Here is a 26385-nt window from a genome sequence, read left to right on the forward strand (position 1 = left end):
GGAGGCCCGTCGGGCGGTGGCCCGCGGCCCGCGCCGCCTCAGGCCGCGATGTCCCGGTGGTGGGGCGGGCGGGCTCCGTCCAGTTCCGCGACGAATTCCTTGAGCCATGACACGAACTCCGGTCCCAGGTCGGGCCGGTCGCAGGCCAGGCGCACCACCGTGCGCAGATAGTCGGCCTTGTCGCCGGTGTCGTAGCGCAGACCCTTGAAGACGACCCCGTGCACGGCGCCGCCCGCGGCCAGTTCCTGGAGGGCGTCGGTCAGCTGGACCTCGCCGCCCCGGCCCGGTGGGGTGCGCTCCAGGACGCCGAAGACGGCCGGGTCGAGGACGTAGCGTCCGATGACGGCGTAGCGGCTCGGGGCGTGCTCCGGGTCCGGCTTCTCGACCAGGCCGGTGACGCGGACGACGTCCTCCTCGCCGGTCGGCTCGACGGCGGCGCATCCGTAGCGGTGGATCTGCTCCGGCGGGACCTCCAGCAGGGCGACCACACTGCCGAGCCGCCGGTCGCGGACGTCGAGCATCCGGCTGAGCAGCGTCTCGCGCGGGTCGATGAGGTCGTCGCCGAGGAGGACCGCGAAGGGCTGGTCGCCGATGTGCCGGCGGGCGCACAGGACGGCGTGGCCGAGGCCCAGCGGGTCGCCCTGCCGGATGTGGTGGATGCTCGCCAGCCGCGCCGGGTCGCGCACCGCGTCCAGTCGCACGGTGTCGCCCTTGGCCGCGAGCGCCTGTTCCAGCTCGAAGGCGTGGTCGAAGTGGTCCTCGATGGCCCGCTTGTGCCGGCCGGTGACCATCAGGACGTCGTCGAGTCCCGCCGCTGCCGCCTCCTCGACGACGTACTGGATGGCGGGTTTGTCGACGACCGGCAGCATCTCCTTGGGTGTCGCCTTCGTGGCGGGCAGGAAGCGGGTGCCGAGGCCGGCGGCGGGGACGACCGCCTTGCGGACGGTGCGGACGGGGGCGGCGGGTTGGGAAGGGTGGGGGGCGATCATGCGGCCCATGCTGGCGGGCGGAGATGAGAGCACGCCGAGAGCCGCATGGGAGAAGGCTGTGGAGTTGGAGATCTCGTGGACCAACCGCCTTTGCCCGCACACAACTTGGGGCTCTCGGCAGCGGCGTTGTCGAATATCGGTGCGGATACCGCCGGTAACACATCTGAATTCCCGGCGTTATGAACATGGGTCATCCGAACGCCTTGTTACCTGTGAGTCGTATGTGCGAAAGTGAGCCGCCTCACAGCCAAATCCGCGACTGACGCGGCTCAGGTATGCACCAATCACCCCCTGCTTTCCGACGGACGCGCAATTCGCCTGGCGTCCTGCGGCTGGAAGGAAATGGTTCCGTGCAATCCCCCTACCCCCCACGCCCCCCGTACGCTCCCCGCCCCGGGGCCCGGCCCGCGGAGTCCGACCGCGATCTCCTCGCCCGGGTGGGCGACCCCGTCGAAGGCCCGCGCGCCGTCGCGCTGTTGCTGGCGCGGCACTGGCGGGCGGTCCACGAGTACGCCGTGATCTGTCTCGCTTCCTCGGAGGATTCGGCGTCGATGGCGGCCGCCGCCGCGTTCCGCAGGGAACTCGGCGGACCGGGCGGCGGCGCCCTGCGCCCACGACTGCTCGCGGCCGTGCGGGACACGGTCGGGGAGTGGGCCGCCGACGACGGCATTTCCATGGTGCTGCCGGAACTCCGCAAACCGGTCGGTGCCCGGGGGCTGCGCGCCGCACGGCCCGTGACACCTGAAAGGCGACGCCTCGCCGAGCGCGCATTCCGCGGCCTTCCGGGGGCTTCCCAATGCCTCCTCTGGCACACGGAGGTGGAGGCCGAGCCGCTATCCGTACCGGCCGGTCTGCTGGGCGTCGACCCGGGTACCGCCTCCGCGGCGCTGGAACAGGCGCGCGAACAATTCCGGGCGGGGTGCGTGCGGGCGCACCGGGAACTCGCGCCGAGCCGGGAATGCCGCTACTACAACCGCCTGCTGGACGTTCCGATGCGCAGCGGCAGGTCCTTGCTGCCGGACGTGCAACGGCATCTCATGGTCTGCCGGTACTGCCGTCACGCCGCCGAACAACTCAGCCATTTCGAAGGCGGACTCGAGGACCTGCTCGTCGAGACCGTGCTGGGCTGGGGCGCCCGCCGCTACCTCGCCTCGCGTCCGGGCCGTGACGAGGGCCGCAGCGCCCTTGTCACGACCCCGGTCCACGGCCGCCACCGTCTCCCGGCCCGTGCCCTCCCGGCGAGCGGCCGGCCCGTGGGGCCGAGGAAACACACCAAGGCCCTGGTCGCCGCGGTCGGTCTGACCTCCCTCGTGCTGCTCGCGACCTTGTTCGCCGCCCGGGGCTGGACCGAGGAGAGCGGTACCGCCGGCCCCCGGGCCACCTGGGGAGCGGTCAGCGGCCACGCGGTCGACCCGGACTCCGTGGGATCCTCCCCGGTCGGCTCTCCGTCGGCCGCCTCCGCGGGCAACCCGGCCGAGGTGGGGCGCGGGCGGCTGCGCAACCTGGACGCCGGTCTGTGCCTCGACGTCCCGGACGGCCGGGGCCGGGCCGGCGTCCGTGTCGTGCTGAGGGCCTGTTCCGCAGGGTCCCCGCAGTGGTCGTACCAGGACGACGGCGTGCTGCGCAGCGCCGCCGACCCCACCCTCTGTCTCGGCTCCGACCCGGCCGAGGGCTCGGTGGAGATGGCCGGCTGCCTGGTCCACGCCGGAGTCGTGCGCTACGACCTGACCGTGCGCGGCGAACTTCTGCCGCGCGGCGGCCGGGGACTCGCCGTGGCGCCCGGGAAGGACCGGGACGTGATCGTCACCGACCGCGACGGCTCGAAGGGCCGGCGCTGGGCGCTGGAACCGGTGGTGCGCCCGGACGCGGGGAAGCCCCGGGAGGAACGGACTGACGACGCCCCTCGGTCGAACCGCCCGGACAAGCAGGAGAGCCGCCGGGAAGAGAAGCAGCGCAAGGACGTCCTCCCGCCCGGCCACCGGGCCGGGCCTCCGCGGACCAGGTCCGGGGAACCACCCCAGCAGCGGTACGAGACGCGGTTCGCCCAGGTGGGCTGCTGCGGAGGGACCGAGCCGGGGCCCGGCCCGGGTGACGCGGGCGCGCCCGGTACGGACGTACGCGGCCCAGAGGCCGGTCCCGGCGTACCGGACTCGGCGCTCGCCGACGCGGCCGGCACCGCGACCGCCGACGCGGCCGGCACCGCGACCGCTGCCGGTACCACCGCCGTGGCCAAGCTCCGTTCCACCGCGCTCCCGTAGGCGGGGCCCCTGGGGGCAAGGGGCCGGACGGCCCGTCGCCGTCCGGTCCGGGGACCGTGACGCAGGGGGCGAGGACCGGCTTGTACCGGACCTCCGACGACACCTGGCCGAGAGGCGCCTGGCATCGAATCGGAACAGACTGGTACTCCTCCTGAGGCCGCCGCAGAACCCCAGGGAGTCACTCATGCCCGAGGCCCAGCGCCAGCACAGCAGGACCGCACCGACCGACGAGGAAGTGCGCACCCTGGACGCCCACTGGCGGGCCGCCAACTACCTGGCGGCCGGTCAGATCTACCTGTTGGCGAACCCCCTGCTCACCGAGCCGCTGCGAGCCGAGCACATCAAGCCCCGGCTGCTGGGGCACTGGGGCACCTCGCCCGGCCTCAACCTCGTGCACACGCACCTCAACCGGGTGATCAAGGCCCGCGACCTGGACGCCCTGTGCATCTGGGGCCCGGGCCACGGCGGACCGTCGGTGCTGGCCAACTCCTGGCTCGAGGGCAGCTACGGCGAGAAGTACCCGGACGTGACGCGGGACGCGCAGGGCATGGAGCTGCTGATGCGGCAGTTCTCGTTCCCCGGCGGCGTACCCAGCCACGTCGCCCCGGAGGTGCCCGGCTCCATCCACGAGGGCGGCGAACTCGGCTACTCCCTCGCCCACGCCTACGGTGCCGCCCTCGACCATCCCGGCCTGCTCGTCGCCTGCGTGATCGGCGACGGCGAGGCCGAGACCGGCCCGCTGGCCGGCTCCTGGCACGCCAACAAGTTCCTCGACCCCGTCCACGACGGCGCCGTCCTGCCGATCCTCCATCTCAACGGCTACAAGATCGCCAACCCGACCGTGCTGTCCCGGCTGCCCGAGGCGGAGCTGGACGCGCTCCTGCGCGGCTACGGCCACGAGCCGATCCACGTCGCCGGCGACGACCCGGCCACCGTCCACCGCGCGATGGCCCAGGCGATGGACACCGCCCTCGACCGCATCGCGGAGGCGCACCACGCCGCCCGGGAGGAGGGCGTGACCGAGCGTCCGCGCTGGCCGGTGATCGTGCTGCGCACCCCCAAGGGCTGGACCGGCCCCGCCGAGGTGGACGGCGAGCCCGTCGAAGGGACCTGGCGCTCCCACCAGGTGCCGCTGGCCGGCGTCCGCGACAACCCGGAACACCTGCGGCAGCTGGAGGCCTGGCTGCGCTCCTACCGGCCCGAGGAGCTGTTCGACGCCGAGGGCCGACCGGTCGCCGACGTCCTCGCCTGCGTGCCCGAGGGCACCAGGCGGCTCGGCGCCACCCCCTACGCCAACGGCGGACTGCTCGTCCGCGACCTGCCCGTCCCGGCCCTGGACGACTTCGCCGTCCCGGTCGACAAGCCGGGCACCACGACGCACGAGCCCACCCGGGTCCTCGGCGACCTCCTCGCCCGGGTCATGCGGGACACCGCGAGCCGCCGCGACTTCCGCCTGGTCGGCCCGGACGAGACGGCCTCCAACCGGCTCCAGGCCGTCTACGAAGCCAGCGGCAAGGCCTGGCAGGCCGGCACGCTGCCCGAGGACGAGCACCTGGACCGGCACGGCCGGGTGATGGAGATCCTCTCCGAACACCTCTGCCAGGGCTGGCTGGAGGGCTATCTGCTCACCGGCCGGCACGGGTTGTTCTCCTGCTACGAGGCGTTCGTGCACATCGTCGACTCGATGGTCAACCAGCACATCAAGTGGCTGCGCACCTCCCGCCGGCTGCCGTGGCGCGCCCCCATCGCCTCCCTCAACTACCTGCTGACCTCCCACGTGTGGCGGCAGGACCACAACGGCTTCTCCCACCAGGACCCCGGCTTCGTCGACCACGTCCTCAACAAGAGCCCCGAGGTCGTCCGCGTCTACCTCCCGCCGGACGCCAACACACTGCTGTCCGTCGCGGACCACGCCCTGCGCAGCCGCGACTACGTCAACGTGATCGTCGCCGGGAAGCAGCCGTGCTTCGACTGGCTGTCGATGGACGAGGCCCGCGTGCACTGCGCCCGCGGCGCCGGCATCTGGGACTGGGCCGGCACCGAGGACGGTCTGCGCGAGCCCGACGTGGTACTGGCCTGCGCCGGTGACGTCCCCACGCAGGAGGTCCTGGCCGCGGCGCACCTGCTGCGCCGGCACCTGCCCGAGCTGGCCGTCCGGGTGGTGAACGTCGTCGACCTCGCCCGGCTGCTGCCCGAGAAGGAGCATCCGCACGGCATGAACGACTTCGAGTACGACGGCCTCTTCACCACCGACAAGCCGGTGATCTTCGCCTACCACGGCTACCCGTGGCTGATCCACCGCCTCGCCTACCGCCGCACCGGCCACCAGAACCTGCATGTGCGCGGCTACACGGAGTCCGGCACGACTACCACGCCCTTCGACATGGTCGTCCGCAACGACCTCGACCGCTACCGCCTCGTCATGGACGTCATCGACCGCGTCCCGGGCCTGGCGGTGCGCGCCACGGCCGTACGCCAGCGGATGGCCGACGCCCGGACCCGCCATCACGCCTGGATCCGTGAGCACGGCACCGACCTGCCCGAGGTCGCCGAGTGGACGTGGAACGCCTGAGCCCCGGGAGGCGTCCTGTAACCCGGTAGGCTTCCCGTGCACTCGGGGAGGCAGAGGGAAAGGAACCGGCGTTGCACGTCCAGGAATGGCTCGAAACGGTACCCGCGATCGCCGTGTACGCGCTGGTGGGGCTGGTCATCGGCCTGGAGAGCCTGGGCATTCCGCTGCCCGGGGAGATCATCCTGGTCTCCTCCGCGCTGCTCGCCTCCCAGAACGGCGAGATCGACCCCGTCGTCCTCGGCGCCAGCGCCACGGCCGGCGCCATCATCGGCGACTCGATCGGCTACGCCATCGGCCGCAAGGGCGGCCGCCCCCTGCTGGCCTGGCTGGGCAACAAGTTCCCCAAGCACTTCGGCGAGGGGCACATCGCCACCGCGGAGCGCTCCTTCGAGAAGTGGGGCATGTGGGCGGTCTTCTTCGGCCGCTTCGTCGCCCTCCTCCGCATCTTCGCGGGCCCCCTCGCCGGCGTGCTCCGCATGCCCTACTGGAAGTTCCTCATCGCCAACGTCCTCGGCGGCATCGTCTGGGCCGGCGGCACGACAGCGGTCATCTACTACGTCGGCATCGTCGCCGAGTCCTGGCTGAAGCGCTTCTCCTGGCTGGGCCTGGTGGCGGCGGTCCTGGTCGGCCTCACGTCCATGCTGGTGATCAAGCGCAGGGCCAAGAAGACGGTCCAGAACCAGGAAGCGACAGAACCGCAGCTTCCCTGAGGGACGCGGGGCTGTGTCGACATGCGGCTTCGCCGCGGCGCGACCAGCCACAACCCACCCGCACGGCCCGAACCACCTACGCGTGCACCTCGCGATGCGCCTTCGCCAACTCGGCGTACATCGTGCCGTTGAGGGAGATCCCCTGCCGCTCCTCCTCCGTCAACGGCCGCTTCACCTTGGCAGGCACCCCGGCGACCAGCGACCCGGCCGGGACCACCATCCCCTGCGGCACCAGCGCCTGCGCGGCGACCAGCGACCCCGCCCCGATCACCGCCCCGTTCAGCACGGTCGCCCCCATACCGACCAGACAGTCGTCCTCGACGGTGGCCCCGTGCACCACCGCGTTGTGCCCGATGGACACCCGCTCACCCACCGTCACGGGAAACCCGGGGTCGGCATGCAAGGTGCAGTTGTCCTGGACATTGCTGCTCGCCCCGACGGAGATCGACTCGACGTCACCGCGCAGCACGGCCCCGTACCAGACACTCGCCCCCACGCCCAGCGTCACGCCCCCGATCACCGAAGCCGTCGGCGCCACGAACGCCTCCGGGTCGACCTGCGGCTCCCTGCCGCCGATTCCCGTGATCATCGCCCGCTGTCCCATGTCCGCCTCCAGAAAACGTCGTAGACAACGCGCAAACCGTACGACACCCGATGGGGCGAAGATCACAGGCCTCCGACGCCACGAGGTGAGCTACCGCTGAGTACGGTGACCTCGTGCCGAAGCGCAAGAACACGTTCTCATCCTGGCGGCGCGGCCTCGCGCAGCGCGCCGTCCACGCGGGCTGGGCCTGGGCGCAACGCACGGGCTCCGTCTCCGCCGAGCAGCCCGGGCGCTACCGTTTCGGAGCGATGGGAACAGGTACCAGACTCGCCTTCCCGCTCGGCACGGTCTTCGGCGAACCCTGGATCCACCTCGGCGCGCACTGCATCATCGGCGAGCAGGTCACCCTCACCGCCGGCCTGATGCCCGACCTCGACCTCGGCCCCGACCCGATCCTGCGCCTCGGGGACGGCGTCGTCCTGGGCCGTGGCAGCCACGTCATCGCCGACACCACGGTCAGCATAGGCAGCGACTGCTATTTCGGTCCGTACGTCTACGTGACGTCGACGAACCACTCCTACGACGATCCTCACGAGCCGATCGGCAGGCAGTGGCCGCGGATGGAGCCGGTGGAGATCGGACCCGGCTGCTGGATCGGCACGGGCGCGGTCATCCTCCCCGGGGCCCGGATCGGGCGGAACGTGGTGGTGGCCGCCGGGGCGGTCGTCCGGGGCACGGTGCCCGACCATGCCGTGGTGGCGGGCGCGCCGGCCCGCGTCGTACGCCGCTGGACCCCAGCCGACGGCTGGCAGCCGCCGCTGCGCACCCCACCGCCGGTGCCGATACCGGAGGGCGTCACGCCCGAGCAGTTGCGCGCCCTGTCGGACCTGGACGAGGAGACCGCGGCGCGACTGGCGGAGCTGGACGAGGAGGCGTCGCCCGGCATGGCCGGGCTGGAGCCGGGGGTCTGATACCCGTGCTCCAGCGCCGGTGAAGGCACGGCCTGGTGAGCCCGGTCAGCCCGACGCCAGCAGGAGCGTCCCCACCAGGGCCAGCCCCGCCCCCGCGGCCTGCACCGCCCGCAACCGCTCGCGCAGGACGCCCCGCGCGGCCACCGCCGTCACCACCGGGTAGAGCGAGGCGAGCACGGCGGCGACGGTGACCGGGCCGTGCTGCGCGGCGATCGAGTACGTGCCGTTCGCCGCGACGTCCGCGAGGCCGACGAAGGCGAGCGCCGGGAGCGAGCGCCAGGGGAAACCGTCCGCCGGCAGGGCGGGCGCACCGCGCCGCGCCGACACGTACAGCGCCAGTCCACCGGCGGCGACGTTCGTCACCCGCTGCACGAACAGGGCGAGGAACAGGCCGGTCAGCGTGGCGGACGCCTCGGCGATCAGAGCCATCACCGCGCCGAAGCCGAACGCCGCGAGGAGGGTCAGGGCGATGGCCTGGCGCTGTACCGGGGCGCCGCGGAACTGGGGGCCGCCGGCGAGGCAGACGCCCGCGACGGCGACCAGGATGCCGACGAACTGCAGCACGCCGGGCCGCTCGCCCAGCACCAGACCCACGCCCACCGGCACGGCCACCCCGACCGAGCCCAGCGGCGAGACCACACCCATCGGGCCCAGCGCGAGCGCCTTGTAGAAGGCGAGCATCGCCACCGGCCCGACCAGACCGGCGGCCACCGCGAACCACAGCTGCGGTCCCGCCTCGCTCCAGCCGCCGGTCGCCACCACGACCGCGCCGAGCACGGTCACCGCGATCGACTGCGACACCACGACCACGGTGAGCGCGGGGGTGCGCCGGGTCAGCAGTCCGCCGCCGAAGTCGGCGAGTCCCCACAGCAGGCTGGTGGCCAGGGCGAAGAGCGCTGTCATCGTACGGATGCCTCGCAGTACAGTTCGGTGAACGATCAGGTCAACCACACCATAGTGCAGTCTGTTGCACTGTGTCATACAGAATATTGGACGGAATGTGTCGGACCTCGACCTGCTGACCCAGTCCCTGGCGCGCAGCGTCAAGCACTGGCGCGCGGTGCGCGGCTTCACCCTGGACGTGCTCGCCGCCCGGGCGGGTGTCAGCCGCGGCATGCTCATCCAGATCGAGCAGGCCCGCACCAACCCCAGCCTCGGCACCGTGGTCAAGATCGGCGACGCGCTCGGCGTCAGCATCACCACGCTCCTCGACTACGAGCAGGGCCCGAAGGTCCGCATCGTCCCCGCCGAGCAGGCCGTACGGCTGTGGCACACGGAGTCCGGCAGCTACAACCGGCTGCTCGCGGGCACCGAGGCGCCCGGCCCCCTGGAGATGTGGGACTGGCGCCTGATGCCCGGCGAGAGCAGCCCGTCGGACCCGCACCCCGCCGGCACCGTCGAACTGCTCCACGTCACGGCCGGGGAGCTGACGCTGACCGTCGACGGTGTGGAGTACCGCGTGCCCGCGGGCGCCAGCGTCTCCTTCGAGGCCAACACCCCGCACACGTACGGCAACACCGGGGACCTGCCGATGGAGATGATGATGGCCGTCTCGGTGCCGCCCGTGTCCTGAGCCGCCCGGCCCTGCGACGGCCCGGTGTTGTTAGCGTGCGGCCATGCGCACACCCATCGGACACTTCGACGACGCCCGCCCGGCCCCCGCCTGCCTCGACGAGCTGACGAGCCCGGTCGCCGACGCCGTACGCACCTGGCGGGGCAGCGTCCCCGCCGAGCAGATCCTCTACGTGGACACCGAACCGGAGTGGGCCGACACCGCCACCTTCGTGGAGCACTACGGCCGTGACCTGCTGGAGCAGTCCGCGAACTGCGTGGTCGTCGCGGGCAAGCGCGGCGGCGAGGCCACCCTGGCGGCGTGCGTCGTGCTGTCCACCACCCGGGTCGACGTGAACAACGCCGTACGCCGCCAACTCGGTGCCCGCAAGGCCTCGTTCGCTCCGATGGACACGGCGACGGGGGAGACCGGCATGGAGTACGGCGGCATCACCCCGCTCGGACTGCCCGGCGACTGGCCCGTGCTGGTGGACGCGGCCGTCGCCGACCTGCCGTACGTCCTGGTCGGCAGTGGCCGCCGGCGCGGCAAGCTGCTGGTGCCCGGCAAGGCGTTCGCGGAGCTGCCCGGCGCGGTGGTGCTGGAAGGGCTCGGGCTCGCCTGACCTGCGCCGCTCCCGGTCTACGCCATCGCGTGGTGGGCCAGCGGCAGATGCGGGTCGGCCTCGCCGGGGGACGGCGCCGGGTCGGCGTGGACCAGCGCCGCGGTCAGGCGCGGCACGGCGTGCAGCAGTGCGTGCTCGGCCTCGACGGCGATGCGGTGGGCCTCGCGTACCGTCACGTCGCCGTCCACCACGACCGCCACCTCGGCACGCAACCGGTGACCGATCCAGCGCAGCCGCAGCTCACCCACGCCGCGCACGCCCGTGACCTCGGTCAGCACCCGCTCCGCCCGGTCCACCAGGGCGGGGTCGACCGCGTCCATCACCCGCCGGAACACCTCCCGCGCCGCGTCCCGCAGCACCAGCGCGATCGCGGCCGTGATCGCCAGCCCGACGATCGGGTCCGCCAGTTGCCAGCCCAGGGCCGAGCCCCCGGCGCCCAACAGCACGGCCAGTGAGGTGAATCCGTCGGTCCGGGCGTGCAGTCCGTCGGCGACCAGCGCGGCCGAACCGATCGCCCGGCCGACGCGGATGCGGTAGCGGGCCACCCACTCGTTGCCCGCGAATCCGACGAGGGCGGCCACGGCGACCGCCGGAACGTGCTCGACGGGCCGCGGGGCGAGGAGGCGGTCGACGGCCGTCCAGCCCGCGAAGACCGCGGACGCGGCGATCGTCAGCACGATCACCAGCCCCGCCAGGTCCTCGGCCCGCCCGTAGCCGTAGGTGAAGCGGCGTGTGGCCGCGCGTCGGCCCAGCGCGAACGCGATCGCGAGCGGTACGGCCGTCAGCGCGTCCGCGGCGTTGTGCACGGTGTCTCCGAGGAGCGCCACCGAGCCGGAGGCGACGACCACGACCGCCTGCGCGAGCGCCGTCACGCCGAGCACCGCGAGAGAGACCCAGAGCGCCCGCATGCCGCGGGCCGAGGACTCCAGCGCGGAATCCACCTTGTCGGCCGTCTCGTGGGAGTGCGGGGTGAGGAGGTGGGAGAGCCGGTGGCGGAGGCCGTCGGGGGAGTGGCCGTGCGCGTGACCCTCGTGCCCGTGGTCGCCGTGCCCGTGCCCGTGGCCGGCGTGCTCGTGGACATGGCCCTCGTACTGGTGCCCGTGCCCGTGGCCGCCGTCCCCGTGCCCGTGCCCGTGCGGGTGGTCGGCGTCCCCGTGCCCGTGCGAGTGGTCGTGCCGATCGCTCACGTGGGTCTCCTTCCGGTGCGCGCGTGGACGTGCCCACGCCCATGGCGCCATTATGTGCGTATGAGCGCACGCATGCACCTGTCACCTGCGGACGATGCGTATCCGCGCACCCCGGGCGAGGAACAGTTCGCGCTCGCCGCCGAACTCCTCGCCCTGCTCGGCGACCGCACCCGGCTCGCCCTGCTGCACGCCCTGACCAGGGCAGAGGCCGATGTCACAACGCTCACGGAGGCGTGCGGGGCGGCGCGGCCGGCCGTCAGCCAGCACCTGGCCCGCCTGCGCCTCGCGGGTCTGGTGAACACACGGAAGGAGGGCCGCCGGGTGATCTGCTCACTCCGCGACGGCCATCTGCGCCGGCTCGTGGACGAGGCCCTGAACGTGGCCGACCACCGGCTCACCGACCGGCCCGTCCACGACTGAGTCAGTGCCGCGCGGCCGTCCCGAGGTACTTCTCGGCGAAGGCGGCGGCCGCCAGGGGCGAGGAGAACAGGCGGCGCAGCCGGGCGATCGAGGTGCCCGCGCGGAACGGGTCGCCCGACGCCGGCCCGTGGAACACCTCGGCCAGCCACTGCGAGAACTCCTGGTAGTCCCACACCCGCCGCAGGCACGCCTGCGCATAGCCGCCGAGGCCGCTGTCGTCACCGTCGTTCAGGTGGGCCACCAGCGCGTCGCCGAGCAGGAAGGCGTCGTGCAGGGCCAGGTTCATGCCCTTGGCGGCGATGGGCGCGACCAGATGGGCCGCGTCGCCGGCGAGGTGGAGCCGGCCGTGCACCATCGGCTCGACCACGTAGTCGTGCATGTCCAGCACGCGCTTCTCGATCAGCCGGCCCTCCGTCAGCGGCGGCACACCCGTCGCCCCGAGCCGCTCCTGGAGCTCGGCCCATACGCGGTCGTGCGGCCAGTTCTCCGGGTCGTCGCCCGGCGGGCACTGGAGGTAGTAGCGGGTCACCTCCGGGCTGCGCGGCATCTGCCCGGCGAACCCGTTCGCGTGGCAGCCGAACAGCACGCAGTCGGCGGAGGGCGGGGCCTCGGCGAGCAGGGCCAGCCAGCCGGTCCCGTAGTCGTGCCGTGCGACACGGACCCGCTCCGGCGGCAGGGAGGCCCGGGTCACCCCGCGTGCCCCGTCGCAGCCGGCCACGAAGTCGCAGTGCACGACCTGCTGTTCACCCGTCTCAGGGCAGGTGTACGACACCGAGGGGCGGTCGCTGTCGATGTCGTGCAGGCGCACGTCCCGGACCCCGAACCGGACCTGCCCGCCCCGCACGTCGGCGTACTCACGCAGCAGGTCGGTCACCAGCAACGGCTGTGGATAGACGAAATGGTGACTTCCCGTCAGCTCGCCGAAGGGGAACCGGAACCGCTCGCCCTCGAAGCGGAACTCGCACGCGGTGTGCAGCTCCGCGCGGTCCAGCAGGTTCCGGGCGAGGCCCCGCTTCTCCAGGCCGCGCACGGCCCACTCCTCGATGACGCCGGCCCGGGGCCGCTGTTCGACGAACTCCCGGGTCTCGGTCTCCAGCACCAGGCAGTCCACGGACGCGGCCCGCAGGATGTTGCCGACGGTCAGCCCGGCGGGCCCGGCGCCCACGACGACGACGGGGAAACGTTGCGGCGTGCAGGAGTTCGGAGGCGGGGCGGCGTGGGTCATGGGCTCATTATGGAGGCACGCCCCGCACGCGACCCGGGCCGGTGGGCCCCCGCCTCGGGGACCGCCGCGGTCACCCGAGTCGGGGGATCTCGATCGCCGGGCAGCGGTCCATCACCATCTCCAGGCCCGCCGCGCGGGTCCGGTCGTACGCCGCCGCGTCGACGACCCCGAGCTGGAACCACACGGCCCGGGCGCCCTTGGCGACCGCCTCGTCCGCGACCGCACCGGCCAGGTCGCTGTTCACGAACACGTCCACGACGTCCACGTCGAAGGGAATGTCCGCGAGACTCGCGTACCCCCGCTCGCCGTGCACCGTCTCCGCCTTGGGGTGCACGGGCACGACGCGCTTGCCGAACCGCTGGAGCACGGCGGCGACGCCGTACGCCGCGCGCGCCTGGTTCGAGGACAGGCCCACCACGGCCCAGGTGTCGCCCAGCTCCGTGAGGATCCTGCGGACCGTTTCCTCGTCGCCGTACACCGGCGGCCTCCTCCGACCTCGGGAATGACCTGCTCTCCGGAGAACGGCGCAGGGCGCGCGGTGATTCCCCGGCGGCCCCCGTGATAGCTTGCCGAGGCCAGTCGAACCCATGTACGTGGGTCAGGGAATCCGGTGCGAATCCGGAACTGACGCGCAGCGGTGAGGGGGACGGGCGGGGCCTCGGCCACTGGACGGCGTGCGAGTCGTCCGGGAAGGCGTCCCGCACCGGGTGAACCCGAGTCCGAAGACCTGCTGGCGGCCCCCGCGGCCGCACGCGGCGGGGGAGCACCGTACGACCGGGCTCCGCGATCGGGCCCTCGACGACTGAGGACTGGTGTCCGTGCCCCTCGCCCGACCCGCCCGCGCCGCCGTCCTGCTCACGGCCGGCTCCCTCCTCCTGGCCGGCTGCGGCGACGCGCAGCCGAACACCGTGAAGGCCGCCGTCACCCTCGACAACTGCGGCCACGAGGTCCGCGTCCCGGCCGCGCCCGAGCACGCCGTCTCCCTCAACCAGGGCACCACCGAGATCATGCTCTCCCTCGGCCTCGCCGACCGCATGGCGGGCACGGCCACCTGGACCGACCCGGTGATGAAGGGCCTGGCGAAGGCGAACGCGAAGGTGCCGCGCATCGCCGACGACAACCCGTCGTTCGAACGGGTGCTGGACGCCGACCCCGACTTCGTCGCCGCGTCCTTCGTCTCCACCCTCGGCAAGGGCGGCGTCGCCACCCGTGAGCAGTTCGAGAAGCTCGGCGTGCCCACCTACGTCTCCCCGTCCGACTGCGCCGAAAAGGACAACTCGGCCGGTGGCGACGGCACGCGCGCCGGGGCGCTCGGCATCGACACGATCTACGGCGAGGTACGGGACCTCGCGACCGTCTTCGGGGTGAGGAAGCGCGGCGACGACCTCGTGGCCTCCCTCCAGCGGCGGATGGCGAAGGCCACGAAGGGCATCGACGCCTCCGACGTCACCCTCCTGTACTGGTTCGCCAACTCCGAGTCGCCCTACATGGCGGGCTGCTGCGGAGCGCCCGGCATCATCACCCGTGCCCTCGGCGCGAAGAACGTCTTCGACGACACGCACGAGGAGTGGCCGCAGATCAACTGGGAGACGGTCGCCGACCGCGATCCGGACGTCCTCGTCATCGGAGACCTCACCCGCGAGTCGCAGACCGCGGAGTCGGCCGCGAAGAAGATCGCCTTCCTGGAGTCCAACCCCGTCACCAGGAACATGGACGCGGTCCGGCACAAGCGGTATGTGCTGCTGAGCGGGCAGGCCATGAATCCGACCATCCGCACGGTCGAGGGCGTGGAGCAGGTCGCCGCCGGACTGCGCGAGTTCGGGCTCGCGAAGTGACCGTTCGCGCACTGGCGCTCGGCGCCGGCGGGGTCTTCCTGCTGGTCGTCTCCCTGGCCCTGGCGATCACCGTCGGCCCGGCCGACATCCGGGTCACCGACGTGTGGTCCGTCGCCGCGGCCCACCTGGGGCTCGGCAGCTCCGACCTGACGCCGATCCGGGACGGCATCGTCTGGCAGCTGCGCCTGCCGCGCACCTTGCTCGCGGCCGTGTGCGGCGCGGGGCTGGCCGTGTGCGGGGCGGTGATGCAGTCGCTGCTGCGCAACCCGCTGGCCGATCCGTTCGTCCTCGGCGTCTCCTCGGGCGCCTCCACCGGCGCGGTCCTGGTCGTCGTCCTGGGCGTGGGCGGCGGTGCCCTCTCGCTGTCCGCCGGCGCGTTCCTCGGCGCCCTGGTCTCCTTCGCGCTGGTGCTGCTGCTCAGTCACACCCTGGGCGGCACCACCGACCGGGTCGTCCTGGCGGGTGTCGCCGCCATGCAGCTCTTCTCCGCGCTCACCTCCTTCGTCGTGCTGACCTCCGCCGACGCCGAGACGACCCGTGGCGTGCTCTTCTGGCTGCTCGGCTCGCTCAGCGGCGCGGGCTGGACCGACGTGTGGCTGTGCCTGGCCGTCCTGGCGGTGGCGCTGGGGGTGTGCCTGTCGTACGCCCGTACCCTCGACGCCTTCGCCTTCGGGCAGGACGCGGCGGCCGCCCTCGGGGTGTCGGTGGCCCGCACCCGGCTGGTGCTGCTGTGCGTCACGGCCCTGCTCACGGCCGCGCTGGTCAGCTCGGCCGGGGCGATCGGCTTCGTCGGACTGGTCCTGCCGCACGCCGCCCGGGCCCTGGCCGGTCCCGGCCACGCGCGGCTGCTGCCGGTCACGGCCCTCGCCGGTGCGGTGTTCCTGGTGTGGGTGGACACCCTGGCCCGAACAGCCCTGGATCCGCAGGAGGTGCCGGTGGGAGTCGTGACGTCACTGATCGGGGTGCCGGCGTTCGTGGCGGTGCTGTACCGGACACGGAGGGTGCGGTGAGCCGGGTGCGGACGCGTGCGGGGGAGCCGGTGGAGGGCGCCGGGCTCCGGGCCGACCGGATCAGCCGTCGCGCCGACGGGCGCCTCATCCTCGACGGCGTCGTCCTCGCGCCGGAGACCGGCTCCACCGTCGGTGTCCTCGGCCCGAACGGCTCCGGCAAGTCCACGCTGCTCAGGCTGCTGGCCGGGCTGCTCACGCCGACCGCCGGGGTCGTCACCCTCGACGGCACCCCGCTGGGCGACCTGCCCCGCCGTACCGTCGCCCGCCGCCTCGCGGTGGTCGAGCAACAGGCCGACACACAGGTCGAGTTGACGGTCGTCGACGTGGTCCGGCTGGGCCGGGTGCCGCACCGTCGCGCCTGGACGGCCGGCACGGCGGACGACGAGCGGGCGGTGCGTGCCGCCCTGGAACGCACCGGCCTCGCCGACCGGGCCGGCCAGCCCTGGCACACCCTCTCGGGCGGCGAACGCCAGCGGGTGCAGATCGCCCGCGCGCTCGCCCAGGAGCCGTGCGAACTCCTCCTGGACGAGCCCACCAACCACCTCGACATCCACCACCAGCTCGACCTGCTCGCCCTGGTCACAGGCCTGCCGGTCACCACCGTCGTCGCCCTGCACGACCTCAACCTCGCGGCGATGTACTGCGACCGCGTCGTCGTCCTGAGCGCGGGCCGGGTCGTGGCGTCCGGCGACCCCGGTGACGTCCTCACGGAGGAGCTCATCGCAGAGGTGTACGGCGTCCGGGCCGCCGTCAGCCGTGAAGGTCCCGAACGCCGGCCCCACGTACGCTTCCTCGGCACCCTGGCATGAGCGGTGACCGTGTCATTGGTGGGGGAATCCCGCCACGGTGGCCGGAAAGTGCCGGACATGCCTGCACGCGCGCGCTCACCCGCCTACGCTCGCCTCGTGCTGCGCATCATCGACGCCCGTACCGGCGAGCCGGTCGACGCCGCCCCCGCCCGCCGGGGCCTGACCCGTGTCGAGGCGCACGCGCCCGGCTTCGACACGGCCGACCTGAGGGTGCTGCTCGTCGCGGACGTGCTCGTCCGGACCCTGGAACTCGGCGGCACCCCGGTGTGGGCCCTGCTGACCGGTGGCCGGCGACAGGCTGAACTGCGAGCGCGCGCCACGGAGCTCGGCATCCGGCCGTTCGAGGACAGCACCGACGTGAGCGCCGGGCTGGGTGAGGCTCAGGTGATCCACGTGTCCGGTGAGAGCGGGGCGGTGGCGACCGACGGGGTGCGGGTCGATGTCGCCCCGGCTCACCCCGAGCACCCGGGCACACCGGACGACACCGACCCCGCCGTGCTGCGCCTCGCCCTGCTCGCCCGGCACCACGACACCCCCGTCCGGCTGGAGACGGCCGTCCTCGACGAGGCCCGCGCCACCCTCACCCGTTGGCGCCGTGCGGTCGCCCGCTGGGCCCAGTCACCCTCACGGCCTGTCCCCGACGAGGTGCGCGGGCGGCTGCGGGACGCCTGGGAGGACGACCTGGACGTCCCCCGCGTGCTGGACGTGCTGCGCCAGGTGGAGACCGATCCGGACCTGCCGGACGGCGCACGCTTCGAGACCTACGCCTACGTCGACCGGCTCCTCGGCCTCGACCTCACCCGCGATCTGGGATCCCCGTCATGATCGACCGCACCGCGGCGCGCCCGCTGCGCCGCCTGGTCGTGCTGCGGCACGCCAAGTCCGCCTGGCCCGTGGACGTCGCCGACCACGAGCGCCCCCTGGCCCCGCGCGGCCGCCGGGACGCCCCCGCCGCCGGGCGGGCCCTGGCCGAGGCCGACTGCCTGCCGGACCTCGCCCTGTGCTCCACCGCCGTACGCGCCCGCCGGACCTGGGACCTCGCCGCCGCCGAGTGGGGCACACCGCCGCCGGTCCGGCACGACCGGCGCCTGTACGCCGCGAGCCCCGCCGGGCTGCTGGCCGTCGTGCACGAGGTGCCCGCCGAGGTGGAGACGCTGCTGCTGATCGGCCACAACCCCGGACTGGAGGAACTGGTCCTGGCACTCGCCGGTGACGGCCTCGACGACACCCTGGAGCAGGTCCGCACGAAGTTCCCGACCTCGGCGATCGCCGTCCTGTCCTGGCACGGCGGGACCTGGACGGACCTCGCCCCGGGCAGCGCGCTGCTCACGTCCGTGACCGTTCCCCGGGGCGCGAAGAAGTAGCCCGGTCACGCGCCCAGGTGTGGGGCCTTTCCGGTGATTTGCCCGGGCTCGGGCTGGGCGAGGGTGCCGTGGCGGGTACGCCGTCTGCGAGGGACGGCCGCGAAGAACGGCCTCGGAGAACGCCTTGCGATCCATGAGGAGACGAGCCATGCACGCAGTGTTTCGGCGGTACGAAGGGGTCACCGACCCGGCTGAGGCGGGACGCCGGGTGAACGAGGGGTTCCTGCCGCTGATCCAGCAGGTCCCGGGGTTCGTGGCCTACTACTGGGTCGACGCCGGTGGCGGGGTGATGGTGTCCATCAGCATCTTCCGGGACCGGGCCGGCGCCGAGGAGTCGACCCAACGGGCAGGCGGCTTCGTACGGGACCGTCTCGCCGAGCTGCTGCCCAACCCGCCGCAGGTCACGGCCGGTGAGGTCGTGGCCCAGGCGTAGCGGAGGTCCCGGCGCGGCGGAGGCTCCGGCGGAGCCGGCCGGAGGCGCCGCGGGGGCGGGACGCCCTCGATCACCGCATTAGGCTGGCCGGATGCAGGACGAATACCGCACGGTCGCCGGCGCGGGCGTGCACGAGACCGAGGTCAACCGCTCCCGCTTCCTGTGCGCCCTCGCCCCGGCCGCGACCGAGCGGGAGGCGCAGGACTTCATCGCCGCGGTCCGCAAGGAGCACGCGGACGCCAACCACAACTGCTGGGCCTACGTCATCGGTGCCGACGCCTCCGTCCAGAAGGCGAGCGACGACGGCGAACCCGGTGGCACGGCCGGCGTCCCCATGCTCCAGATGCTGCTGCGCCGCGACATGCGGTACGTCGTCGCCGTCGTCACCCGCTACTTCGGCGGGGTCAAGCTCGGCGCCGGCGGCCTCATCCGGGCGTACGGCGGAGCGGTCGGCGAGGCGCTGGACACCCTCGGTACGCGCACGCGCCGCAGGTTCCGGCTGGCCACGGTCACCGTCGACCACCAGCGCGCCGGCAAGCTCGAGAACGACCTGCGCACCACCGGGCGCGAGGTGCGGGACGTCCGCTACGGGGAGGCGGTCACCCTCGAGATCGCCCTCCCGGACACCGACGTGCCCGCTTTCCGGACATGGCTCGCCGACGCGACGGCAGGAACGGCCGCCTTCGAACCGGGCGGGGAGACGTACGGCGACGCCTGACGCGCGGTCATGACCGGTGGGGCGTCTGAATCCAGTCCGCCGGGCCGTCGCGCATCTGTGGGCCGCGGCGTGGTCCCTGGGGCCGTGGCGCGTGCCGGGCTGGGCGTGGCCATGGTGCGTGGCGCGATCCGAAGCGGGCCACCCGCGACATCGTGCCCAGGTTCGTGCTGGAACGGCGGAAGAGCCCCTACCCGACCACCGCCGACCAGCTCTACGAGAAGGACCTGCGGACCGGACCCAGGCGCTGCTCGCTGCACCGCAACGGCCTGGAGACCGCCCTGTACCTCGACCGGTGGATGCGGGAGTGCGACATCGCCCCGGAGTGACCCGATCCACCCGCGATCACGGACAATTCCGGTGATTCCACGCCGGTGATGCGTGGTGTGCCGAGGTTCGTGGTGGACCAGGTGCCCGCACGCGTTAGCGTGGTGGGTGCTGACAGCGGGCCGTACCGGCTCGCCCGGGTCGTGGAGCGGTAGCAGGGGGAGACATGCAGGTCGGAGCGGCGTCTTGAGGTTGCTGCACACGTCCGACTGGCATCTCGGCCGGTCGTTCCACCGGGTGAACATGCTCGGCGCCCAGGCCGAGTTCATCGGCCACCTCGTCACCACCGTGCGGGAGCGGGCCGTGGACGCGGTGGTCGTCTCGGGGGACGTGTACGACCGGGCGGTGCCGCCGCTCGCCGCCGTCGAGCTGTTCGACGACGCCCTGCACCGGCTCGCCGCCCTCGGCGTGCCCACGGTGATGATCTCCGGGAACCACGACTCGGCCCGCCGGCTGGGCGTCGGGGCGGGCCTGATCGGACGGGCCGGGATCCACCTGCGGACCGAGCCCTCGGCGGCAGGCACCCCGGTGGTCCTGGCCGACGCCCGGGGAGACGTCGCCTTCTACGGGCTGCCCTACCTCGAACCGGCGCTGGTGAAGGACGAGTTCGGCGTGGAGAAGGCCGGGCACGAAGCCGTGCTGGCCGCCGCCATGGACCGGGTCCGCGCCGACCTCGCCACGCGCGCGCCCGGCACCCGCTCCGTCGTCCTCGCGCACGCCTTCGTCACCGGCGGCGAACCCAGCGACAGCGAGCGGGACATCACCGTCGGCGGTGTGGCGGCGGTGCCCGCCGGCGTGTTCGACGGCGTCGACTACGTGGCGCTCGGGCATCTGCACGGCTGCCAGACCCTCACCGACCGCGTCCGCTACTCCGGCTCCCCGCTGCCCTACTCCTTCTCCGAGGCCACCCACCGCAAGAGCATGTGGCTCGTCGACCTGGCCGCCGACGGCACCGTCGACGCCGAGCGCCTCGACTGCCCCGTGCCGCGCCCCCTGGCCCGGATCCGGGGCCCGCTGGAGGACCTGCTCGCCGACCCGGAACTCGCGCGGCACGAGGAGGCCTGGGTCGAGGCGACGCTGACCGACGCGATCCGCCCGGCCGACCCCATGGCCCGCCTCACCGAGCGCTTCCCGCACACCCTCAGCCTCGTCTTCGACCCCGACCGGGCCGAGGACGACCCCGAGGTGTCCTACGCCCGGCGTCTCGCCGGCCGCACCGACCAGCAGATCGCCGAGGACTTCGTCGCCCACGTGCGCGGCGCCGGACCCGACGCCCGCGAACAGGGCGTGCTGCGGGACGCGTTCGACGCCGTGCGGACCGACGAGACCGTACGGGAGGTGGCCCGGTGAGGCTCCACCGGCTCACGGTCACCGCCTTCGGCCCCTTCGGAGGCACCCAGACCGTCGACTTCGACGAGCTGTCCGCGGCCGGGCTGTTCCTGCTGCACGGACCGACCGGCGCGGGCAAGACCTCCGTCCTCGACGCCGTCTGCTACGCCCTGTACGGCTCGGTGCCGGGCGCCCGGCAGGGCGGCGGACAGGGCGTCACCCTGCGCAGCGACCACGCCGCGCCCGCGACCCGCACCGAGGTCGTCCTCGAACTGACCGTCGCCGGACGCCGGTTGGAGATCACCCGGCAGCCGCCCTGGGAACGCCCCAAGAAACGCGGCACCGGCACGACCCTGGACAAGGCCCAGACCTGGCTCCGCGAGTACGACCCCACCGCCCGGGCCTGGAAGGACCTCAGCCGCTCCCACCAGGAGATCGGCGAGGAGATCACCCAGCTGCTCGGCATGAGCCGGGAACAGTTCTGCCAGGTCGTCCTGTTGCCGCAGGGCGAGTTCGCACGGTTCCTGCGCGCCGACGCCGAGGCCCGCGGCAAACTGCTCGGCCGGCTGTTCGACACCCGCCGCTTCGCCGACGTCGAGAAGCGCCTCGCCGAGCGCCGCCGGGCCACCGAGGCCCAGGTACGGGACGGGGACGCCGAACTGCTGGCCGACGCCCACCGCATGCAGCAGGCCGCGGACGACGCCATGGAGCTGCCGGAGCTGACCCCGGGCGAACCCGGACTCGCCGAGGCGGTCCTGGGTGCGGCGGCCGTCGCCCGCAGCACCGCACGCGAACAGCTCACCGTCGCCGAGCTCACCCTCACCGCCGCCGAGTCCGCGCAGGCCGCCGCCGACCGCGCCCTCGACGACGTACGCGAACTCGCCCGGCTCCAGCGGCGGCACGCGCAGGCGCGGGAACGCGCGGCGCGCCTGGAGGAGGGCGCCGAGGCGTACCGGGAGGCGCAGGCGCGCATGGAGCGCTCCCGCAAGGCCGAGGCGGTCGCGCCCGCACTCGACCTGCGGGAGTCGGCCGAGGCCGAACACCGCCGGGCAGCCGCCGCCGAGACACGCGCGCGGGCCCTGCTGCCGGAGACCTACGCCGACGAGGGCGCGGCCGGACTCGCAGCCGCCGCACGCCGGGCCGCCGAGGAACTGGGCGGGCTCGACGCGGCCCGCCGTGCCGAGCGACGACTGGCCGACCTCCTCGACGAGCGTGCCGGCCTGGACCGCCAGGAACGCGCCGACGCCGACCTCCTCCAGGAGGCCGAGGCCTGGCTCGACGGCTGGGAGGAGCGGCGCACCGCGCTCCAGAACCGTGTCGACTCCGCGCAGCGGGCCGCCGCCCTCGCCGAGCAGCTCGGTGAACGGCGCGATCCCGCGCGGCAACGGCTGCGGGCGGCCCGTACGCGCGACCAGCTCGCCCAGGACACGGACCGGGCGGTCGACCGGGTCCGCACCGCGCACGACGAGACGCTGCGGGCCAAGCAACACTGGCTCGACCTCAAGGAGCAGCGCCTGAACGGCATCGCCGCCGAGCTGGCCGCGAACCTCACCGACGGCGAACCCTGCGCCGTCTGCGGCGCCACCGAACACCCCGCTCCCGCCCGTAAGGTCGCCGGGCACGTCGACCGCGAGGCGGAGGAGCACGCCCTCACCGCCTACCAGCGCGCCGACGAACAGCGCGCCGAGGACGAACGGCGCCTCGGCGTCGTACGGGAGGCACTCGCGGCCGCCACCGCGGAGGCCGGTGACACACCGACCGGGCAACTCGACGAAGAACTCGCGGACCTGGAGGAGCGGTACGCGCAGGCCCGCAGTGCCGCCGCCGAGCTGCACGCCGCCCAGGAGCGGCTGCGGCAGGCCGGGCAGGAGCACGAACGACGCCTCGCCGCCCGGCAGGAGACCGCCGTGCGCACCGCCTCCCGGGTCGGTCACCGGGAGCGGCTGGACCGCGAACGCGCCGCCCTGGAGGAGGAGCTGGACCGGGCACGCGGCTCCCTGGACAGTGTCGCCGCACGCGCCGCGCAGCTGGAGCGGCGGACCGCGCTGCTCACGGACGCCGCCGACGCCGCCCGCGTGGCCGAGGACACCGCCCAGCGGCTCAAGGACGCCGACGCCCGGCTCGCCGACGCCGCCTTCCGCGCCGGCTTCGACACCCCGCAGGCCGCGGCCGACGCCCTCCTCGACCGCGCCGCCCACCGCGAGCTGCAACGCCGCCTGGACGCCTGGCAGCACGAGGAGGCCGCCGTACGGGCCGTTCTCGCCGAGGCCGACACGGCCGCGGCGGCCCGCGAGCCGCGGGCCGACCCGGACGCGGCCCAGCAGGCCGCCGACGAAGCGGACCGTCGGCTGCGCCACGCCGCCTCCGCCCACGACGCCGCCGAGCGGCGCTGCGCCGACCTCGACCGCCTCTCCGCCCGGGCGGCCGCCTCCGTACGCCGGCTGGCGCCGCTGCGTGAGGAGTACGACCGCGTCGCCCGGATGGCCGGCCTCGCCGCAGGCACCTCTGCGGACAACGAACGCCGGATGCGCCTGGAGTCGTACGTCCTGGCGGCCCGGCTGGAGCAGGTCGCCGCCGCCGCGACCGTACGGCTGCGCCGCATGTCGTCCGGCCGCTACACCCTCGTCCATTCCGACGACCGCACCGGCCGCGGCCGCAGCGGGCTCGGACTGCACGTCGTCGACGCCTGGACCGGCCGCGAACGCGACACGGCGACGCTCTCGGGCGGCGAGACGTTCTTCGCCTCGCTCGCCCTGGCCCTCGGTCTCGCGGACGTCGTCACGGACGAGGCGGGCGGGGTGCGGCTGGACACGCTGTTCATCGACGAGGGCTTCGGCAGCCTCGACGACCAGACCCTGGACGAGGTCCTCGACGTGCTCGACTCCCTGCGCGAACGCGACCGCAGCGTCGGCATCGTCAGCCATGTCGCCGACCTGCGGCGGCGGATCCACGCCCAGCTCGAGGTGGTCAAGGGCCGTTCCGGGTCGACACTGCGGCTGCGCGGCGCCGGCTGAGGTCAGCGGCCCAGCGGACGCCGGGGGAGGGGCGAGGAGTACACCACGCTCGTGGTGACCGAGCCCAGCGCCCCGATCTTGCCCGACACCTCCTCCAAGTGGCGCATCGAGCGGGCCGTCACCTTGATGACGAAGCAGTCGTCGCCCGTGACGTGGTGCGCCTCCAGGATCTCGGGCGTGACGGCGACCAGGTCGTGGAAGGGCTTGTAGTTGCCGTTCGGGTACCTCAGTCGCACGAACGCCAGGATCGGCAGACCCAGCCGCTCGGGGTCGACCACCGCCGCGTAGCCCTGGATGACCCCGGCCTCCTCCAAGCGGCGCACCCGCTCGGTCACCGCGCTCGCCGACATGGACACGGCACGGGCCAGCTCGGCGAAACTGGCCCGGCCCTCCCGCTGGAGGACGTCCAGGATGCGCCAGTCGGTGGCGTCCGGGGAATACTCGGTCATTCCGGAGACATAGCAGGGGAATCCCCGGCGGATCAAGCGCAGTGCCGGGGATCATCACTTCAGGGGCGGGGCGTGCGGCCGTAGTTTTTTCCGCATGACCACCACCGTGAACCCCGTCCTGCGCGTCGCTCCCGCCGCTCCGGCCGAGGCCGCCGCGCACTTCCGCGCCGGTCTCGCCTTCCACACCGACGTGTCCGACGTCGCCGCCGCACTCGACGCCGGCGGCGATCCCGGCTTCGTCCTCGTCGACACTCGCTCCACCGAGGCCTGGGACCAGGGCCACGTCCCCGGCGCGCTCCACCTGCCGACCGCGTTCGTACCCGAGCGGGCCGGGCAGCTCCTCGACCGGACGGTGCCGGTCGTGACGTACTGCTGGGGGCCCGGCTGCAACGGTGCCGCCCGCGCCGCCCTGGCCCTCGCCGAACTCGGCTACCGGGTCAAGGAGATGCTCGGCGGCTTCGAGTACTGGGTGCGCGAGGGGCTGGCGTTCGAGACCTGGCAGGGGCGCGAGCGGCGGGCCCCGGACCCCCTGACGGCCCCCGTGAGCGCGGACGACTGCGGGTGCTGAACCCCTGATCCTCCGCCGCGAGTCCACCCTGTAGGTTCGTGCGCCATGGTGCGATACGCGGAGCCGGGTGCTGTGGAGTGGGTGGAGTCGGGCGGGGGGCCGCTGATAGCGGTACCGGAGACCGTCCTGCCGTTCTGGGCGGGCGCCGACGGAGAGGAGACGGCCTCGGACTACGACCGGGCCTGCGAGGTGGACGGTCACGTCGGCCTCCTCCCGGTCGGCGACTGCACCGCGCTGGTCCTGGGGGACGAGCCCGCCGCGACCGCCTATCTGCCCGACCACGGCCTGTTCGTCCGCTGGTGCGCCGGTGATTCCGAGGACGAACTGCTGGCGAGCGTGCCGGCGGCGCTCGACGGGGCGGAGTGGGAGCCGGAGGTGCAGTGGAAGGTTCCGGGGACGGTGCTGCTGTTCGACGCGGCGTGGCCCGGAGCCGATCCGTCGGGGGCCGATCACGTGCGGGTGGCGCTGGAGCCGGGCCGGTACGCGGTGCGCGCGGCACGGGTCCAGCCCGGCCCGGAGACCTGGCTGGGCCTGGTCCAGCTCCGGCTGCTCGCGCGGCGATAGCACCCCGCTCCACCGGTGGGGAAAACCGTGTGCGGCGGCGATCCGGACCGATCACGATGAACGCATGCCACGCCTTCCCCACCCCACCCCCGAGGAACTGCGCCGCGACCCTCTGCCCCTGCGCGGCCGGACCGCGCTGGTCACCGGCGCCAGCCGCCGTGGCGGCATCGGGCACGCCGTGGCCCGCCGCTTGGCCGCCTACGGCGCGAGCGTCTGTCTGCACCACCATGTCTCGCACGACGCCGGCCAACCCTGGGGCGCCGACCGCCCCGACGACGTCCTCGCGTCGGTCCGCGGGGCCGCGGGCGACCCTGAGGCCCGCTTCGTCGCGAGCCCCGGCGACCTGGCCGACCCGGACGTGGCGGCCGAACTCGTCACCCAGGCCGCCGAGGCCCTCGGCGGACGCCTCGACATCCTCGTCGCCAACCACGCGCAGAGCGGGTTCGACGGCTCCCTGGACGAGATCGGCACGGAGATGCTCGACCGGCACTGGGCGGTCGACACCCGCGCGGTCCTGCTGCTCATCCAGGCTCATGCCCGGCTGCGGCCCCCCGGCCCCGGAGGGCGGGTGGTGATGATGACCTCCGGCCAGGACATCGCGGGCGGCATGCCGGGCGAGATCGCCTACGCCCTCCAGAAAGGCGCCCTCGCCTCGATCACCCGCTCCCTGTCGACGACGCTCGCCGAGCGGGGCATCACGGTCAACACCGTCAACCCCGGCCCCGTGGACACGGACTACCTGACCGGCGACGACTACGACGCCGTCGCCGCCCGCTTCCCCTCGGGCCGGTGGGGCATGCCCGACGACCCGGCCCGCCTCATCGCCTGGCTCGCGACCGACGAGGCGGGCTGGATCACCGGGGAGGTCATCAACTCCGAGGGCGGCTTCCGGCGCTGATCAGAAGGCGGAGCAGCCGA

Annotated in this window: 27 protein-coding genes and 1 riboswitch; of the genes, 20 read left to right on the forward strand and 7 right to left on the reverse strand. The window is 73.6% G+C overall.

All coding sequences use genetic code 11. The annotated features are described in order from the left end of the window. Positions 1-38: 38 nt before the first annotated feature. Entirely contained in the window at positions 39-989 is a 951-nt protein-coding gene (gene galU, locus ABEA82_RS35170; protein ID WP_345665810.1) for a UTP--glucose-1-phosphate uridylyltransferase GalU, read from the reverse strand. 350 nt (positions 990-1339) lie between these two features. Here galU and ABEA82_RS35175 point away from each other — a divergent pair, with 350 nt between their 5' ends. From ABEA82_RS35175 to ABEA82_RS35185, 3 genes are all read left to right on the forward strand, one after another. After that, positions 1340-3247, forward strand: coding sequence for an RICIN domain-containing protein (locus ABEA82_RS35175; protein ID WP_345665811.1), 1908 nt, complete (start codon positions 1340-1342; stop codon positions 3245-3247). A gap of 184 nt (positions 3248-3431) precedes the next feature. Then, entirely contained in the window at positions 3432-5819 is a 2388-nt protein-coding gene (locus ABEA82_RS35180) for a phosphoketolase family protein (protein WP_345665812.1), read from the forward strand. A gap of 71 nt (positions 5820-5890) precedes the next feature. Next, complete coding sequence (locus ABEA82_RS35185; RefSeq protein ID WP_345665813.1) at positions 5891-6529, forward strand: DedA family protein; 639 nt, start codon at positions 5891-5893, stop codon at positions 6527-6529. A gap of 76 nt (positions 6530-6605) precedes the next feature. On the opposite strand, the gene ABEA82_RS35190 is transcribed toward ABEA82_RS35185, so the two are convergent. Beyond that, positions 6606-7133 (reverse strand): gamma carbonic anhydrase family protein, encoded by a 528-nt coding sequence (locus ABEA82_RS35190; protein ID WP_345665814.1) that lies wholly within the window; start codon positions 7131-7133, stop codon positions 6606-6608. A 113-nt stretch (positions 7134-7246) separates the two neighbouring features. Between ABEA82_RS35190 and ABEA82_RS35195 the strand changes: the two genes are divergently transcribed. Further along, entirely contained in the window at positions 7247-8044 is a 798-nt protein-coding gene (locus ABEA82_RS35195) for an acyltransferase (protein ID WP_345665815.1), read from the forward strand. A 45-nt stretch (positions 8045-8089) separates the two neighbouring features. Here the strand turns inward: ABEA82_RS35195 and ABEA82_RS35200 are convergent, their stop codons facing one another. Then, the gene (locus tag ABEA82_RS35200; protein ID WP_345665816.1) at positions 8090-8947 is read right to left on the reverse strand and encodes a DMT family transporter; all 858 of its coding nucleotides are present in this window, start codon (positions 8945-8947) and stop codon (positions 8090-8092) included. Between the two features lie 97 nt (positions 8948-9044). Between ABEA82_RS35200 and ABEA82_RS35205 the strand changes: the two genes are divergently transcribed. Together ABEA82_RS35205 and ABEA82_RS35210 are read left to right on the forward strand one after the other, a co-directional pair. After that, the gene (locus ABEA82_RS35205; RefSeq protein WP_345665817.1) at positions 9045-9617 is read left to right on the forward strand and encodes a cupin domain-containing protein; all 573 of its coding nucleotides are present in this window, start codon (positions 9045-9047) and stop codon (positions 9615-9617) included. Between the two features lie 43 nt (positions 9618-9660). Beyond that, complete coding sequence (locus tag ABEA82_RS35210; RefSeq protein WP_345665818.1) at positions 9661-10218, forward strand: YbaK/EbsC family protein; 558 nt, start codon at positions 9661-9663, stop codon at positions 10216-10218. A gap of 17 nt (positions 10219-10235) precedes the next feature. On the opposite strand, the gene ABEA82_RS35215 is transcribed toward ABEA82_RS35210, so the two are convergent. Continuing rightward, positions 10236-11405: a cation diffusion facilitator family transporter gene (locus ABEA82_RS35215; protein WP_345665819.1), complete on the reverse strand. Its 1170-nt coding sequence runs from the start codon at positions 11403-11405 to the stop codon at positions 10236-10238. A gap of 60 nt (positions 11406-11465) precedes the next feature. Here ABEA82_RS35215 and ABEA82_RS35220 point away from each other — a divergent pair, with 60 nt between their 5' ends. Further along, positions 11466-11825 (forward strand): ArsR/SmtB family transcription factor, encoded by a 360-nt coding sequence (locus ABEA82_RS35220; protein ID WP_345665820.1) that lies wholly within the window; start codon positions 11466-11468, stop codon positions 11823-11825. Between the two features lies 1 nt (position 11826). On the opposite strand, the gene ABEA82_RS35225 is transcribed toward ABEA82_RS35220, so the two are convergent. Both ABEA82_RS35225 and ABEA82_RS35230 read right to left on the reverse strand, forming a co-directional pair. Next, complete coding sequence (locus ABEA82_RS35225; protein WP_345665821.1) at positions 11827-13050, reverse strand: 4-hydroxybenzoate 3-monooxygenase; 1224 nt, start codon at positions 13048-13050, stop codon at positions 11827-11829. Positions 13051-13120: 70 nt separating this feature from the next. Next, positions 13121-13528 (reverse strand): CoA-binding protein, encoded by a 408-nt coding sequence (locus ABEA82_RS35230; protein WP_345665822.1) that lies wholly within the window; start codon positions 13526-13528, stop codon positions 13121-13123. A 96-nt stretch (positions 13529-13624) separates the two neighbouring features. Next, positions 13625-13785, forward strand: a riboswitch (cobalamin riboswitch). 83 nt (positions 13786-13868) lie between these two features. On the opposite strand from ABEA82_RS35230, the gene ABEA82_RS35235 reads away from it, so the two are divergent. From ABEA82_RS35235 to ABEA82_RS35280, 10 genes are all read left to right on the forward strand, one after another. Beyond that, entirely contained in the window at positions 13869-14885 is a 1017-nt protein-coding gene (locus ABEA82_RS35235) for an ABC transporter substrate-binding protein (protein ID WP_345665823.1), read from the forward strand. Then, the gene (locus ABEA82_RS35240; protein ID WP_345665824.1) at positions 14882-15895 is read left to right on the forward strand and encodes a FecCD family ABC transporter permease; all 1014 of its coding nucleotides are present in this window, start codon (positions 14882-14884) and stop codon (positions 15893-15895) included. The genes ABEA82_RS35235 and ABEA82_RS35240 overlap by 4 nt, the downstream gene beginning before the upstream one ends. Before the next feature lie 29 nt (positions 15896-15924). Beyond that, positions 15925-16704 carry an ABC transporter ATP-binding protein gene (locus ABEA82_RS35245; protein WP_345665964.1) on the forward strand — a complete coding sequence of 260 codons (780 nt, stop codon included), beginning with the start codon at positions 15925-15927 and terminating at the stop codon, positions 16702-16704. Between the two features lie 57 nt (positions 16705-16761). Then, the gene (locus ABEA82_RS35250; RefSeq protein WP_345665825.1) at positions 16762-17529 is read left to right on the forward strand and encodes a hypothetical protein; all 768 of its coding nucleotides are present in this window, start codon (positions 16762-16764) and stop codon (positions 17527-17529) included. Beyond that, positions 17526-18068 carry a SixA phosphatase family protein gene (locus tag ABEA82_RS35255; RefSeq protein ID WP_345665826.1) on the forward strand — a complete coding sequence of 181 codons (543 nt, stop codon included), beginning with the start codon at positions 17526-17528 and terminating at the stop codon, positions 18066-18068. Before ABEA82_RS35250 ends, ABEA82_RS35255 begins: the two co-directional genes overlap by 4 nt. Before the next feature lie 148 nt (positions 18069-18216). Next, entirely contained in the window at positions 18217-18501 is a 285-nt protein-coding gene (locus tag ABEA82_RS35260) for a hypothetical protein (RefSeq protein WP_345665827.1), read from the forward strand. A 91-nt stretch (positions 18502-18592) separates the two neighbouring features. Then, positions 18593-19219 carry a YigZ family protein gene (locus ABEA82_RS35265; RefSeq protein ID WP_345665828.1) on the forward strand — a complete coding sequence of 209 codons (627 nt, stop codon included), beginning with the start codon at positions 18593-18595 and terminating at the stop codon, positions 19217-19219. A 152-nt stretch (positions 19220-19371) separates the two neighbouring features. Continuing rightward, positions 19372-19545, forward strand: coding sequence for a hypothetical protein (locus tag ABEA82_RS35270; protein WP_345665829.1), 174 nt, complete (start codon positions 19372-19374; stop codon positions 19543-19545). 184 nt (positions 19546-19729) lie between these two features. After that, on the forward strand, positions 19730-20893 hold the full coding sequence (locus tag ABEA82_RS35275) for an exonuclease SbcCD subunit D (RefSeq protein WP_345665830.1): 1164 nt from the start codon (positions 19730-19732) through the stop codon (positions 20891-20893). After that, on the forward strand, positions 20890-23886 hold the full coding sequence (locus tag ABEA82_RS35280) for an AAA family ATPase (RefSeq protein ID WP_345665831.1): 2997 nt from the start codon (positions 20890-20892) through the stop codon (positions 23884-23886). The genes ABEA82_RS35275 and ABEA82_RS35280 overlap by 4 nt, the downstream gene beginning before the upstream one ends. 2 nt (positions 23887-23888) lie before the next feature. Here the strand turns inward: ABEA82_RS35280 and ABEA82_RS35285 are convergent, their stop codons facing one another. After that, positions 23889-24335 carry an Lrp/AsnC family transcriptional regulator gene (locus tag ABEA82_RS35285; RefSeq protein ID WP_345665832.1) on the reverse strand — a complete coding sequence of 149 codons (447 nt, stop codon included), beginning with the start codon at positions 24333-24335 and terminating at the stop codon, positions 23889-23891. Between the two features lie 94 nt (positions 24336-24429). On the opposite strand from ABEA82_RS35285, the gene ABEA82_RS35290 reads away from it, so the two are divergent. The 3 genes from ABEA82_RS35290 to ABEA82_RS35300 all read left to right on the forward strand — a co-directional run bounded on the left by ABEA82_RS35290 (position 24430) and on the right by ABEA82_RS35300 (position 26365). Then, positions 24430-24903 carry a rhodanese-like domain-containing protein gene (locus ABEA82_RS35290; protein WP_345665833.1) on the forward strand — a complete coding sequence of 158 codons (474 nt, stop codon included), beginning with the start codon at positions 24430-24432 and terminating at the stop codon, positions 24901-24903. Positions 24904-24948: 45 nt separating this feature from the next. Beyond that, positions 24949-25467, forward strand: coding sequence for an immunity 21 family protein (locus ABEA82_RS35295; RefSeq protein WP_345665834.1), 519 nt, complete (start codon positions 24949-24951; stop codon positions 25465-25467). A 64-nt stretch (positions 25468-25531) separates the two neighbouring features. Next, positions 25532-26365 (forward strand): SDR family oxidoreductase, encoded by an 834-nt coding sequence (locus ABEA82_RS35300; protein ID WP_345665835.1) that lies wholly within the window; start codon positions 25532-25534, stop codon positions 26363-26365. Positions 26366-26385 lie beyond the last annotated feature (20 nt).

It is taken from the genome of Streptomyces venetus, from assembly GCF_039540295.1.
GTDB classification, from domain to species: Bacteria; Actinomycetota; Actinomycetes; order Streptomycetales; family Streptomycetaceae; genus Streptomyces; species Streptomyces venetus.

Bases quoted from the DNA above. Each gene is read 5' to 3' on its own strand.
- ABEA82_RS35290 (WP_345665833.1), top strand. From the start codon at position 24,430: ATGACCACCACCGTGAACCCCGTCCTGCGCGTCGCTCCCGCCGCTCCG.
- ABEA82_RS35250 (WP_345665825.1), top strand. From the start codon at position 16,762: ATGCCTGCACGCGCGCGCTCACCCGCCTACGCTCGCCTCGTGCTGCGC.
- ABEA82_RS35255 (WP_345665826.1), top strand. From the start codon at position 17,526: ATGATCGACCGCACCGCGGCGCGCCCGCTGCGCCGCCTGGTCGTGCTG.
- ABEA82_RS35295 (WP_345665834.1), top strand. From the start codon at position 24,949: ATGGTGCGATACGCGGAGCCGGGTGCTGTGGAGTGGGTGGAGTCGGGC.
- ABEA82_RS35265 (WP_345665828.1), top strand. From the start codon at position 18,593: ATGCAGGACGAATACCGCACGGTCGCCGGCGCGGGCGTGCACGAGACC.
- ABEA82_RS35200 (WP_345665816.1), bottom strand. From the start codon at position 8,947: ATGACAGCGCTCTTCGCCCTGGCCACCAGCCTGCTGTGGGGACTCGCC.
- ABEA82_RS35180 (WP_345665812.1), top strand. From the start codon at position 3,432: ATGCCCGAGGCCCAGCGCCAGCACAGCAGGACCGCACCGACCGACGAG.
- ABEA82_RS35285 (WP_345665832.1), bottom strand. From the start codon at position 24,335: ATGACCGAGTATTCCCCGGACGCCACCGACTGGCGCATCCTGGACGTC.
- ABEA82_RS35225 (WP_345665821.1), bottom strand. From the start codon at position 13,050: ATGACCCACGCCGCCCCGCCTCCGAACTCCTGCACGCCGCAACGTTTC.
- ABEA82_RS35190 (WP_345665814.1), bottom strand. From the start codon at position 7,133: ATGGGACAGCGGGCGATGATCACGGGAATCGGCGGCAGGGAGCCGCAG.
- ABEA82_RS35300 (WP_345665835.1), top strand. From the start codon at position 25,532: ATGCCACGCCTTCCCCACCCCACCCCCGAGGAACTGCGCCGCGACCCT.
- ABEA82_RS35220 (WP_345665820.1), top strand. From the start codon at position 11,466: ATGAGCGCACGCATGCACCTGTCACCTGCGGACGATGCGTATCCGCGC.
- ABEA82_RS35260 (WP_345665827.1), top strand. From the start codon at position 18,217: ATGCACGCAGTGTTTCGGCGGTACGAAGGGGTCACCGACCCGGCTGAG.
- galU (WP_345665810.1), bottom strand. From the start codon at position 989: ATGATCGCCCCCCACCCTTCCCAACCCGCCGCCCCCGTCCGCACCGTC.
- ABEA82_RS35210 (WP_345665818.1), top strand. From the start codon at position 9,661: ATGCGCACACCCATCGGACACTTCGACGACGCCCGCCCGGCCCCCGCC.